Annotated in this window: 14 protein-coding genes; 12 read left to right on the top strand and 2 right to left on the bottom strand. The window is 39.4% G+C overall.

Annotation, left to right across the window (positions count from 1 at the left end; all coding sequences use genetic code 11):
* Positions 1–78: 78 nt before the first annotated feature.
* Positions 79–1,248: a thiolase family protein gene (locus HU823_RS04130; RefSeq protein ID WP_197221245.1), complete on the top strand. Its 1,170-nt coding sequence runs from the start codon at positions 79–81 to the stop codon at positions 1,246–1,248.
* 49 nt (positions 1,249–1,297) lie between these two features.
* Here the strand turns inward: HU823_RS04130 and HU823_RS04125 are convergent, their stop codons facing one another.
* A complete protein-coding gene (locus HU823_RS04125; protein WP_197221244.1) occupies positions 1,298–2,209 on the bottom strand; it encodes an aldo/keto reductase in 912 nt (303 codons plus the stop codon).
* 127 nt (positions 2,210–2,336) lie between these two features.
* Positions 2,337–2,471, bottom strand: coding sequence for a Z-ring formation inhibitor MciZ (mciZ, locus tag HU823_RS04120; protein WP_144699251.1), 135 nt, complete (start codon positions 2,469–2,471; stop codon positions 2,337–2,339).
* Between the two features lie 98 nt (positions 2,472–2,569).
* On the opposite strand from mciZ, the gene HU823_RS04115 reads away from it, so the two are divergent.
* From HU823_RS04115 to spoIIAA, 11 genes are all read left to right on the top strand, one after another.
* Positions 2,570–3,118 carry an NUDIX hydrolase gene (locus HU823_RS04115; RefSeq protein WP_144699253.1) on the top strand — a complete coding sequence of 183 codons (549 nt, stop codon included), beginning with the start codon at positions 2,570–2,572 and terminating at the stop codon, positions 3,116–3,118.
* 22 nt (positions 3,119–3,140) lie between these two features.
* Entirely contained in the window at positions 3,141–4,313 is a 1,173-nt protein-coding gene (locus tag HU823_RS04110; protein ID WP_197221387.1) for an endonuclease Q family protein, read from the top strand.
* A 62-nt stretch (positions 4,314–4,375) separates the two neighbouring features.
* Complete coding sequence (gene spoIIM / locus HU823_RS04105; RefSeq protein WP_066395870.1) at positions 4,376–5,011, top strand: stage II sporulation protein M; 636 nt, start codon at positions 4,376–4,378, stop codon at positions 5,009–5,011.
* A 121-nt stretch (positions 5,012–5,132) separates the two neighbouring features.
* Complete coding sequence (locus tag HU823_RS04100) at positions 5,133–5,603, top strand: Fur family transcriptional regulator (RefSeq protein WP_144699257.1); 471 nt, start codon at positions 5,133–5,135, stop codon at positions 5,601–5,603.
* 202 nt (positions 5,604–5,805) lie between these two features.
* A complete protein-coding gene (locus tag HU823_RS04095; RefSeq protein ID WP_313957519.1) occupies positions 5,806–6,036 on the top strand; it encodes a YqzK family protein in 231 nt (76 codons plus the stop codon).
* An 11-nt stretch (positions 6,037–6,047) separates the two neighbouring features.
* Positions 6,048–6,938: a site-specific tyrosine recombinase XerD gene (gene xerD, locus HU823_RS04090; protein WP_197221243.1), complete on the top strand. Its 891-nt coding sequence runs from the start codon at positions 6,048–6,050 to the stop codon at positions 6,936–6,938.
* Between the two features lie 112 nt (positions 6,939–7,050).
* A complete protein-coding gene (gene deoB, locus HU823_RS04085; RefSeq protein WP_144699261.1) occupies positions 7,051–8,235 on the top strand; it encodes a phosphopentomutase in 1,185 nt (394 codons plus the stop codon).
* Between the two features lie 24 nt (positions 8,236–8,259).
* Positions 8,260–9,072, top strand: coding sequence for a purine-nucleoside phosphorylase (locus tag HU823_RS04080; protein WP_197221242.1), 813 nt, complete (start codon positions 8,260–8,262; stop codon positions 9,070–9,072).
* Between the two features lie 91 nt (positions 9,073–9,163).
* Positions 9,164–10,468, top strand: coding sequence for a pyrimidine-nucleoside phosphorylase (locus HU823_RS04075; protein ID WP_144699265.1), 1,305 nt, complete (start codon positions 9,164–9,166; stop codon positions 10,466–10,468).
* 136 nt (positions 10,469–10,604) lie between these two features.
* A complete protein-coding gene (locus tag HU823_RS04070; RefSeq protein WP_144699267.1) occupies positions 10,605–11,777 on the top strand; it encodes a D-alanyl-D-alanine carboxypeptidase family protein in 1,173 nt (390 codons plus the stop codon).
* Positions 11,778–11,892: 115 nt separating this feature from the next.
* On the top strand, positions 11,893–12,243 hold the full coding sequence (gene spoIIAA / locus HU823_RS04065) for an anti-sigma F factor antagonist (RefSeq protein WP_066395843.1): 351 nt from the start codon (positions 11,893–11,895) through the stop codon (positions 12,241–12,243).
* Position 12,244: the final 1 nt, after the last annotated feature.

Raw genomic sequence — 12,244 nt, 5'->3', positions numbered from 1 at the left:
TCCGCTATATGCCATGCACGAAGAAAGTTTATGATCAATACAAAGTTCTTAATCTTTTAAATAAAGAGGTGCAGCCAAATGGCTATCTATATAATAGATGGGGCTAGAACGCCGTTCGGATCATATGGAAAATCATTGACCGGTGTGAGTCCGACAGAATTAGGTGAGATATCTGCCGTAGAGGCGATAAAACGAGCCAATATTTCCCCAGCAGATATAACGGATGTAGTTTATGGTAATGTTATACATTCGAGCAAGAATGCCGCTTATGTAGCGAGACATACTGCTTTAAGAGCAGGAGTGTCAGCGGATGTTCCTGCCATGCTCGTAAACCGCTTATGTGGCTCTGGCCTGCAAGCGGTCGTTTCAGCCACGCAGAACCTACGTGATCAGGAAGAAGGAATTGCGCTTTCTGGAGGAATAGAAAATATGTCACAGTCGCCACACGTTTCTTTTCACCACCGGTTTCATAATCAAAAGTTTGGCCCGATCACGTTTGATGATATGCTTCTTCAGACGTTAAGTGATGAATACATCGGGTGTGGTATGGGTATTACAGCTGAAAATTTAGCTGATCAATACACTATATCAAGAGCTGCACAAGATGAGTATGCAAGTCTTAGTCATAGAAAAGCTGCTGAAGCAAGAGAGAGTGGAAGATTTACAAAAGAGATCGTTTCAGTACCTTTAAAAAACGGTGCTCTTTTTACAGAGGATGAAGGAATCAAACCAGAAACATCTGTTTCTTTGCTTGGAGAATTGAGGCCGTCTTTTCAAAAAGACGGAACAGTTACAGCAGGAAATTCTTCTTCTATTAACGATGGGGCCGTGTCACTTATTCTTGCTCACGAAAAATCGGTTAAAGAGAAAAGGTTAAAACCGCTTGTAGAGATTGTTTCTTGGGCAGTAACAGGCGTCGATCCATCGGTGATGGGAATTGGTCCTGTACCTGCGATTCAGAAACTGCTGCAAAAAACAGGTCTCTCCATCGATAACATTGGTTTGTTTGAAATCAACGAAGCGTTCAGTTCTCAATACTTAGCTGTAGAAAAAGAACTACGATTAGATCGTGAAAAAACGAATGTAAACGGAGGAGCGATTGCGCTAGGTCACCCTGTGGGTGCAAGTGGTGCAAGGCTGTTGCTTACGTTGGGTTATGAAATGAAACAACGTCAAGAAAAGTATGGAATAGCGAGCCTCTGTATTGGCGGTGGGCAGGGAATTGCGATGTTATTAAAATTAGTATAAAAAAAGTCCCGTTTAGCGATATCGCTACAGCGGGACTTTTTCAATTGAATCATGCTCGGTGTGTTTCGTAGATTTCAGCTGGAAAAAGGGAGCGCAAAGACTCTGACTCTGCTTTACTTAAAGGGGTAGATTCAAAGGTTTTAATATTTTCTAAAAGTTGTTCAACAGAACTTGCACCAGCAGCTGCAGTTGCCACCGGCTTTTGACTCAACACATATTGCAGAGCTGCATGTGTGATGTTCTTATCACCTAATACATCTTTAGACATATTGATCCTTTTTTGGATGTCTGCGCCGGTGTAATGAAGAAACTTGCCATCAGCACTCTTTTGAAATGCTTTTTCACTCAACCATCCTTTTGCAACAGGACCTCTTGCGATAACGCTTATATCCTTTGTATCGAGATAAGGAAACAGTTCTTCAGGACGTCTATCCAATAAACTGTATTGCATCATGATACTTTGAATATTCGAGTGCTCTGCAAAATATTTAATGGTGTTAGGCCGTATTGAAGAAATACCATAATAACGGATATATCCTTCAGACACGAGTTCATCAAAAGCTTCGATCGTTTCATCAAGTGGATCATCGATCGTTCCTCCGTGAAGCTGGTAGAGATCAATATAATCGGTTTGTAGACGCTTTAGGCTTTCTTTTAAGGCAGATTTAATATAAGTTTTAGAAGGATTCCATTGCCATCCATCTCCTGGCTGGCTCCAATCGTTCCCACCTTTTGTCGCAAGAATGATATCATGTCTAACGTCTTTTAGTGTTTTCCCAATAAACTCTTCATTCCACCCGAAGCCATATAGATCTGCTGTGTCAAAATAATTAATACCATGATCGAGCGCTGTCTTCACGATTCTCTCGTTCTCGTTGCCAAGCTCAGGAGCAAGTGACATACATCCTAAACTCAGTTCACTCACATACAGATCAGAAGAACCTAATCTTCTTTTTTTCATCCTTTTCACCTCAATTTCATTCAATTTGTATCTTTTCTAAACCTATCATATTGACCTGAAAAAAGAAAAAAGTCCGCACAAAAAAACGATGCGAAGAATGTTTCGCATCGGTCAGTAACTTTAAAGTTTATTTTTTGGGAGAAGTGGCGTCGATCCAGTCTTGGACAAGTTCATGCTGCTTCATATAATTTTGAAGCATATATTTGATCTGCCATGCCTTACCCACAAGCGTGATGCCTTTAGGTTGAAGATAGATCTTCATCTGCTATGCCTCCTTCAATGCCCTATTAAATGCAGTATTCCAAAGTATGATAGACTTTATGTAGAGAAGAAGTTAAATAGACCATTGGAGTGTGGAAAATGGAAAACCTATACGAAAAAACGATAAGCAAAGAACAGATATACAGCGGTAAAGTTATTGATCTATATATAGAAGAAGTTGAACTGCCGAATAAGAAGATAGGGAAACGAGAGGTAGTTAAACACCCTGGAGCAGTTGCCGTACTAGCAGTAACAGATGAAGGTAAGATGTTAATGGTAGAGCAGTTCCGTAAACCACTCGAAAAGACAATTATCGAAATTCCAGCAGGTAAGCTTGAAAAAGGAGAAGATCCATTAGAATGTGCCAAGCGTGAATTGTTAGAAGAAACAGGTTTTGCTTGCGAATCTATGGAGTCTATCGGTTCTTTCTACACTTCTCCAGGGTTTGCAGATGAACTGATCCATCTCTACTATACGAACACTCTTAAAAAACAAGGTGATCAGATGACAGATGAAGATGAATTCTTAAACGTCCTAGAATTAAGCATAGATGAAGCAAAAGAATTAATGAGAGAAGAAAAGATTCATGATGCAAAAACAGCTTACAGTGTTATGTATATGGAGTTAACTCGTGCACTTAAGAAATAATCTTCTACCGTTCTTTGCAGATATGCATATTCACATCGGAGCATCTCAAACAGGAAAAGCGATTAAGATTACAGGTTCAAGATCCCTGACACTCCGCAATATCTTACATGTAGCCAAACATGTAAAAGGAATGGATGTTGTAGGAATCATCGATTGTCATTCACCTGAAGTAATTCAAGAATTAAAAGAGCTTAAACTAGAAGGTTGCTTGAAAGAGTTAGAAGAAGGCGGCTTATCGATTGATGGATTAACACTCATACCTGGAGCCGAGATCGAAATTAACGACGAAAATTGTAAAGGCCCGATCCACGTTCTTGTATACATGCCTAGCCTTGCTGCGATGGAGAACTTAAGTCTTTGGCTATCGTCTCGAATGAAGAACATTCATTTAAGTTCACAGCGGATGTACGGCAGTGCTCTTGACCTACAACACTTCGTGAAAAATTCAGGCGGATTATTTATTCCTGCTCATATTTTTACTCCATTTAAAAGTTTATACGGAAAAGGAGTAGCCATTTCTCTATCCGAAGTGCTAGATCCGACTTTGATAGATGGTGTTGAGTTAGGTTTAAGTTCGAATACTGAGATGGCATCCCGACTAGAAGAGCTTTCATCTTTCACCTTCCTAACAAATTCAGATGCACATTCATTAGAGAAAATCGCACGTGAATATCAGATGCTCTCCTTAAAGGAACCAACTTTTAAAGAATTTAAAATGGCTCTTCAAGGAAAGAACGGTAGAGAGATTATTGCAAATTATGGCCTAAATCCTTATCTCGGAAAATATTATAATTCAGTCTGTGAAACATGTTTGGAAGTTTATCTCCTGAACAGTGAGAAGTGCGATAAATGTGGAAGTAAGAAGTTCGTAAAGGGAGTTAAAGATCGGATCAACGAACTTCAAGGAACACAGACAAGTAAAAGTAAAGTCAACAGACCACCTTATATACATCAAATACCACTCGAGTTCATACCGGGATTAGGTCCAAAATCTTTATTTAAACTTCGTGAAGCGATTGGGACAGATATGGATATCATACATTCTTCTACAGAAAATCAACTTAAAGAAATTGTTAAACCAGCTATAGCAGAACAGATCCTATCTGCTAGAAACGGAGACCTGTCTGTTCAAATGGGCGGTGGTGGAACTTATGGAAAAGTAATTGTAAACCATCCTAGTAAAACGAAAAAATAAGACATACCTTCTCCCCTGATTCATAGAATAGGATTAAGAGATTCGGTGGAGGAGGCTTACATATGGAGAGTGCGCGCTATTACATGCAGCGGCATCTAGAAGAGAATAAGACCTTATATGCGTTTGTTGGTGTTCTCTTTTTAATGGGTGTCATTTTTGGAGCAATTATCGTAAATTCGTTGAGTCTGAATCAAAAACAAGATCTATACACGTACTTATCACGTTTTTTTGTTCAAGCTGCGGAAGGTGGCTTTACGAGCAAAACGGATATGTTCTTTCAAAGTTTTGGCCATTATCTAAAATACATGGGTCTGATGTGGATTCTTGGACTATCCGTGATCGGTCTGCCTGTTATCTTAGTTATGCTGTTCTTAAAAGGAGTGGTAATTGGTTTTACTGTAGGATTCTTAGTAAATCAAATGGGATGGTATGGCTTTTTATTATCTTTTGTGTCGGTTCTGCCCCAGAACGTATTATTAATTCCAGCTTTCATCATTGTAACAGTAGCAGCAGTGGCTTTTTCATTTAAGATGATTCGTCAGCTGGCATTTAAAAGGCACCATATGCCTTTTTTGCCACAGCTGTTAAGATATACACTTTTGGTGGCAGGTGTCGGTGTAATGGTTCTGCTTGCCTCAACGATGGAAGCGTTCTTTACCCCAGCTTTAATGGAGCAAGTTATAAAATGGTCGATTTAGTTTCTGAATAATGATTCTTTGTTTATAATAAGTTTAAATCGTTAATTAAAATGAGTTTAAATTGACAACTTTTTTCTCCATGCTTATAATTATCTTGTGCGTACATAAGGAGGAAAAGGGTATGGAAAGCAGAATCGACCGTATCAAAAAACAGCTGCATTCACAAAGCTATAAGCTGACTCCACAGCGTGAGGCGACCGTTAGAGTCCTCCTCGAAAACGAAGAAGATCACTTAAGTGCGGAAGATGTTTATCTGCTCGTAAAAGAAAAGGCGCCAGAAATTGGTTTGGCGACCGTTTACCGTACTCTGGAACTCTTAACCGAGCTTAAAGTAGTAGATAAGATTAACTTTGGTGATGGGGTTTCCCGTTACGATCTTAGAACAGAGGGTGCGGATCATTTTCATCATCATCTCGTTTGTATCGAATGTGGAGCGGTGGATGAAATACAAGAAGACCTTCTTGGCGATGTGGAAAAAGTAGTTGAAGAAGGCTGGAATTTTAAAATTAAAGATCACAGACTGACATTTCATGGAATTTGTCACAGATGTCATCCTAAGGATAATAATGAAGGTGAAGGAAGCGAAGAGTAGCGCTTCCTTTTTGTTTTTTTGCTCAATAATGTCGAGCTGGTAGGTATCTTTGAAAAGGATTTATACTCATTTAGAAGATATTAGGCAAAGAATATTTACAAAGTCCGAAGAATCGGGTAACGTATGAGTTGTAGATTTAAGTTTTATGTATAATCGGGGAACATGTGGGCATAACCTGTACTATATGAGGACAGGGGTGGACATGATGATTTCCTGGATGAAAATCGTTTGGAATACAACAAAGGTGTTCTTTGCTTTTTCAATTTGCACGCTCGTGTTTTATTTCGGTTTGCTTTGGATTAATTCAGAATATGAAAACTATCATAGATATGACGAACCAAAAGGTAAAGCTGTTAAAGTCTTTAACTTGAGTTCTGATAAGGACTCAAACCCTGTAAAAAGACTTTTTTATTTTTATCAAACGGGTGAGTAAGGAGGGGTAGAGTGAACGAACATGTTCAGGATTTTCTTCAATACATTATTGTAGAACGAGCCCTCTCAAAGAACACAATCGACTCCTATAAGAGAGATTTAACTCAATATGCACGATATCTCGAAAAAGTCGAATCTCTTGAAACTATCCATGAGATTGACCGTAATCATATAATGGGGTATCTTTTATTTTTAAAAGAGAATGGTAAGGCTTCCACGACGCTAGCGCGCAACATTGCGTCTATTCGGTCTTTTCACCAGTTTCTTCTAAGAGAAAAAGTCTCCAGTCAAGACCCTTCTGTACATATTGAAACACCTAAAACAGAGCGAAAGCTTCCTAAAGTATTATCTACAGAAGAGGTTGAGGCATTATTAGACACACCTGCTGCAAACGATCCTTTTTCTCAAAGAGACAAGGGTATGCTCGAGCTTTTGTATGCAACAGGGATTCGAGTTTCAGAACTTGTTCAGCTTAATATAGGAGATGTTCACCTAGATATGGGATTCATCCGCTGTATAGGTAAAGGGAATAAAGAAAGAATTATCCCTCTAGGAAAAATGGCCCAAACAGCAATCGAACGATATCTGCAAAATGGACGTTCAATCATGTTAAAAAGCAAGAAAACGGATGCACTCTTTCTAAATCATCACGGAAATCGTTTATCTCGACAAGGATTTTGGAAGATATTAAAGCAACTAGCAAGAAAAGCTCATATTGAAAAAGAACTCACGCCGCATACACTTCGTCATTCGTTCGCTACCCATCTATTAGAAAACGGTGCGGATCTTCGTGCAGTGCAAGAGATGTTGGGACATGCTGATATTTCAACCACACAAATATATACGCATGTAACGAAAACGCGATTAAAAGATGTATACTCCGCCTTCCATCCGAGGGCGTGAGCTTTCTTTTTCAAACAAGATGTCAGACTTCTGACATCATGAAGGATTTGTTTGTTGTTTCTGCTAAAAGGAAATAGTAAATAAGTGAATGTACCAATTTCAGGAGGACAAGATGAAACAATCACGTTTTAAGAGAACTTTTTTAGTTGTAATGGATTCTGTAGGAATCGGTGAAGCGCCAGATGCAGAAAAATTTGGAGATAAAGGAGCTCACACGCTTGGCCATATTGCTCGTGAGATGAATGGCCTCAACGTTCCAAATATGGAGAAGCTTGGACTTGGAAATATTGATTCGACGATGGAGGGTGTTGAAAAGGCAACGAATCCAATCGGTCATTACGCGAAACTACCTGAACTTTCAAACGGTAAAGATACGATGACGGGGCACTGGGAGATCATGGGACTTCATATTAAGGAACCTTTCCAAACGTTTCCAGATGGCTTTCCTGATGAATTAATCGATATGCTTACTGAAAAATGGGGCAGAGGAATTCTTGGTAACAAAGCAGCTTCAGGTACAGAAATTATTACTGAACTTGGAGAAGAACATGTACAGACTGGTAAGTTGATCGTGTACACGTCTGCAGATTCAGTACTTCAGATTGCAGCTCATGAAGATGTTGTTCCTCTAGAAGAATTATATGAGATCTGTGAAACGGCAAGAGAAATGACACGTGATGGCAAGTACATGCTGGGAAGAATTATAGCCCGTCCTTTTAAAGGTAAGCCAGGAGCATTTGAAAGAACGTCTAACCGTCATGACTACGCTTTAAAACCTTTCGGAAGAACGGTAATGAACGAGTTAGAAGACGCAGGTTACGACAGCATCGCACTAGGTAAGATCTCTGATATCTTTGATGGTGAAGGTGTGACAAAAGCCATTCGCACGAAATCGAACATGGATGGAATGGACAAGCTTGTGAAATCTATGGATGAAGACTTTACAGGTCTTAACTTTTTGAACTTGGTCGATTTTGATGCATTGTTCGGACATAGAAGAGATCCTAAAGGTTATGGACAAGCATTAGAAGAATTTGATGCTCGATTACCAGAAGTCCTAGAAAAGCTAAGAGAAGATGATTTGCTTATCATCACGGCAGACCATGGAAACGATCCTGTTCATCATGGAACAGATCACACACGTGAATATGTGCCATTGATGGTATATTACAAAGGCATTAAAGAAGGTAAAGAACTTAGCGTAGGTAATACGTTCGCTGATATTGGTGCAACGATTGCTGAGATTTATGATGTGAAAAAACCTACTATCGGTCAAAGCTTTTTAAATCAACTTTAAGGTTAAGTTAAGGGGGAAATGAACATGTCAAAGCAATTACAAACATCTGCTGATTTTATCCAATCAAAACTTACTTCTGCTCCAAAAATAGGTTTGATCTTAGGTTCTGGTCTAGGAATTCTAGCTGAAGAAATTCAAAACCCGGTTATTATTCCATACTCAGATATTCCCGAGTTTCCTGTTTCCACTGTAGAAGGTCACGCGGGTCAGCTTGTTATTGGTGAACTGGCTGGAAAACAAGTAGTAGCGATGCAAGGCCGTTTTCATTATTACGAAGGATACTCTATGGAAAAAGTAACGTTTCCTGTCCGTGTGATGAAACTGATCGGTGTAGAAACAATCGTTGTAACGAACGCTGCAGGCGGGGTGAACAAGGATTTTGAAGCTGGAGACCTTATGCTGATCACAGATCATATCAATAACTTCGGCAACAATCCGCTAATTGGCGCAAATGATGATTCGTTTGGCGTTCGTTTTCCAGATATGAGTGAAGCTTACACGTTATCTCTGCAAGATGTTGCACGCAGTGTAGCAAATGACTTAAACATCTCATTAAAAGAAGGAGTTTACGCTGGAAATACAGGCCCTTCATATGAAACACCTGCAGAAGTAAGAATGCTTCGTGTATGGGGAGCAGATGCTGTTGGCATGTCTACGGTTCCGGAAGTAATCATCGCTCGCCATGCTGGAATGAAAGTTCTGGGTATTTCTTGTATTTCTAATATGGCTGCAGGTATCTTAGATCAACCGTTAACACATGATGAAGTAATGGAAACAACAGAGATGGTAAAATCCAATTTCCTTTCTTTAGTTAAAGGAATCGTAAAGGAAATCTAACAGTTCAGTAGTATAGATTCAAAAAGTATTTTAATTAACTTTTTAAAAAATATCTTCATATGTAAAGTGATAAGAAAGTGGTGCTATTAACATGAGAATGGTTGACTTGATTCAAAAAAAGCGTGATGGAAAAGAACTAACAAAAGCTGAGATCGATTTTATTATTCAAAACTATACAAACGGTGAAATTCCAGACTATCAAATGTCTGCATTCGCCATGGCTGTATATTTTAAAGATATGACTACTGAAGAACGAGCTCATTTAACAATGGCGATGGTTGAGTCAGGTGATCAGATTGATCTTTCTGCAATCGAGGGGATTAAAGTAGACAAGCACTCAACAGGCGGTGTTGGTGATACAACGACTCTAGTGCTAGCTCCTCTAGTTGCTGCGCTTGATGTACCTGTAGCGAAAATGTCTGGAAGAGGACTTGGCCATACAGGTGGAACGATTGATAAATTGGAAGCTGTTCCTGGATTCCACGTTGAGATCGACAACCAAGAATTCATTGACCTTGTAAATAAAAATAAACTTGCTGTTATCGGACAAAGTGGAAACCTTACACCTGCTGATAAAAAGTTGTATGGCCTTCGTGACGTAACGGCAACGGTTAACTCTATTCCACTGATCGCGAGCTCGATCATGAGTAAAAAGATTGCTGCTGGTGCTGATGCAATCGTGCTTGACGTAAAAACAGGTGCAGGAGCATTCATGAAAACACCAGAAGAAGCAGAAGAACTTGCTAATGCGATGGTGAAAATCGGAAATGCGGTAGGACGTAATACCATGGCAGTTATCTCTGATATGAGCCAGCCTCTAGGTCTTGCGATCGGAAATGCTTTAGAGATCAAAGAAGCGATCGATACGCTTAGTGGCAAGGGACCAAAAGACCTTGAAGAGCTTTGCTTAACATTAGGTTCTCACATGGTATATCTGGCGAAAAAAGCCGATTCATTAGAACAAGCACGTGAGATGTTAAAAGAAGTAATCGCTTCTGGAAAAGCGCTTGAAACGTTAAAAGTATTCTTAAAAGCTCAAGGTGGAGACGAATCCGTAGTAGATCATCCTGAAAGAATGCCACAAGCTGCGCATACTTTTGAGTTGACTGCAGACGAAGACGGCTATGTTTCTGAAATTGTTGCAGATGAGATTGGAACTGCTGCTATGATTTTAGGTGCTGGACGCGCTACTAAGGAATCAGAGATCGATCTTGCTGTTGGTTTGATGCTGAACAAGAAAGTTGGAGATCGCGTTTCAAAAGGTGACTCACTCGTTACGATCTACAGCAACACTGAGAATGTAGAAGATGTGAAGAAGAAGATTCGTGATGCTTATACAATCTCAAAAGATGCTGTAGAAGCTCCTCCACTCGTATACAAAGAAATCAAAAAATAATGGATATGTAAGGTGACTCAAGAGTTCATACTCTTGAGTCATTTTTTTGTCTTCAAGAACTTTGAAATGGTTGGAAGATCCGGTATAAAGTGAAAAATTATGGAAAAAATATAACTATATGAATGGAGGGAACTGTATGAAAGGCGTTATTTCAGGTCTACTAAGTATTTGTTTGCTGGCTTCGTTTGCAATTCCAAAAGCTGATGCAGCAGAAAAAGCAAAAGAAAAAATAAAGCTTGCAGAACAGAGCCACTCAGCCATTTTAATGGAACAAGATAGTGGGAGTGTACTGTTCGAAAAGAATAGCCATGAGAAGCTGCCGCCAGCGAGTATGACAAAAATCATGACGATGATATTGATCATGGAAGCTATCGATAAAGGAAAAATCAGCTGGAACGATAAGATCCGTGTAAGTGAATATGCGGCAAGCATGGGTGGATCTCAAATCTTTCTTGAACCTGGTGAAGAGATGCGTGTAGAAGACATGGTAAAAGGTATAGCGATTGGAAGCGCTAACGATGCATCAGTCGCTATGGCTGAACATATCGCTGGGTCTGTTGATTCTTTCGTGAATCGTATGAACGATAAAGCGAAAGAACTCGGTTTAAACGATACGTTCTTTAAAAATCCTACGGGGCTTCCTGCAGCAGGTCATTACACATCTGCTCATGATATGGCAATCATGGGAAAAGAACTTCTTAAACATGAAGAAGTTACAAAGTTCACGGGACTTTATGAAGATTATTTAAGAGAAGAAACGGAAAAGAAGTTTTGGCTTGTTAATACAAACAGACTTGTAAAATTTTATCCTGGTGTAGATGGATTGAAAACAGGTTTTACGAATGAAGCAAAATATTGTTTAACAGCTACAGCAAACAAGAACGGTATGAGAGTAATCGCAGTTGTTATGGGAGCACCTTCCCCTAAAGATCGTAACGCACAGGTCACGTCAATGCTTGACTATGCTTTTACTCAGTTCTCAACGAAAAAACTCTATGCAAGGCATGAGATTGTGAAAGAAGTTAAAGTACAGAAAGCAGAAAAATCTAAGCTTCCTGTAGTTACTTCTGAACATATTTCTCTTTTATTGAAAAAAGGCGAGACTGCGAAAAAAGTGAAAACAGAAGTAAACGTGGATAAAGATTTAAAATTACCGGTTAAAAAGGGACAGCAGATTGGTTCTTTAAAAATTTATAACGGGAACAAGCTGATTACTGAAAGTCCAGTTTTGGCATCAGAGACGGTGAAAAAAGCATCTTGGTGGAAACTATTTAAACGAACAGCAGGACAAATGTCAAAATCCTCATAACTTACAAGGTTTCTTGACAGTTATAGGCGAATTCCCACTAGTTTTGTCAAGAGTGAAGGAATTCGTCTTTTTTTATAGAAAATTCACGTTATCCAAAAAAGAAGGAGAGGATAGCGTGGGATTAGCTGTCAATTTGGAACTTAAACACACCGTATTATGCATCCGCTTAGACGGAGAACTTGATCACCATACAGCAGACATGCTTCGGTCACAAGTTGAAGAATATTTGAGGAAGCATACGGTAAATCATATTGTCTTAAATTTAGAAGGTTTGAGTTTCATGGATAGTTCAGGGTTAGGCGTTATATTAGGGCGTTATAAACAGATCAAGAGTCAGAATGGTGAGATGGTAGTATGTGCCATATCTCCAGCGGTAAAACGTCTTTTTGAGATGTCAGGGCTATTTAAGATTATCAAGCTTGAAGAAGATGAAGAGCTTGCCCTTCAGGCTTTGGGGGTGGCTTAAA

Source organism: Fictibacillus sp. 18YEL24, assembly GCF_015903855.1.
In the GTDB taxonomy this organism is placed as follows: domain Bacteria; phylum Bacillota; class Bacilli; order Bacillales; family Fictibacillaceae; genus Fictibacillus; species Fictibacillus phosphorivorans_C.
This window is presented reverse-complemented; position numbering and strand designations above follow the sequence as displayed.

Bases quoted from the DNA above. Each gene is read 5' to 3' on its own strand.
- HU823_RS04115 (WP_144699253.1), top strand. From the start codon at position 2,570: ATGGAAAACCTATACGAAAAAACGATAAGCAAAGAACAGATATACAGC.
- HU823_RS04070 (WP_144699267.1), top strand. From the start codon at position 10,605: ATGAAAGGCGTTATTTCAGGTCTACTAAGTATTTGTTTGCTGGCTTCG.
- deoB (WP_144699261.1), top strand. From the start codon at position 7,051: ATGAAACAATCACGTTTTAAGAGAACTTTTTTAGTTGTAATGGATTCT.
- mciZ (WP_144699251.1), bottom strand. From the start codon at position 2,471: ATGAAGATCTATCTTCAACCTAAAGGCATCACGCTTGTGGGTAAGGCA.
- HU823_RS04095 (WP_313957519.1), top strand. From the start codon at position 5,806: ATGATGATTTCCTGGATGAAAATCGTTTGGAATACAACAAAGGTGTTC.
- HU823_RS04125 (WP_197221244.1), bottom strand. From the start codon at position 2,209: ATGAAAAAAAGAAGATTAGGTTCTTCTGATCTGTATGTGAGTGAACTG.
- HU823_RS04080 (WP_197221242.1), top strand. From the start codon at position 8,260: ATGTCAAAGCAATTACAAACATCTGCTGATTTTATCCAATCAAAACTT.
- spoIIM (WP_066395870.1), top strand. From the start codon at position 4,376: ATGGAGAGTGCGCGCTATTACATGCAGCGGCATCTAGAAGAGAATAAG.
- HU823_RS04130 (WP_197221245.1), top strand. From the start codon at position 79: ATGGCTATCTATATAATAGATGGGGCTAGAACGCCGTTCGGATCATAT.
- HU823_RS04075 (WP_144699265.1), top strand. From the start codon at position 9,164: ATGAGAATGGTTGACTTGATTCAAAAAAAGCGTGATGGAAAAGAACTA.
- HU823_RS04100 (WP_144699257.1), top strand. From the start codon at position 5,133: ATGGAAAGCAGAATCGACCGTATCAAAAAACAGCTGCATTCACAAAGC.
- HU823_RS04110 (WP_197221387.1), top strand. From the start codon at position 3,141: ATGCATATTCACATCGGAGCATCTCAAACAGGAAAAGCGATTAAGATT.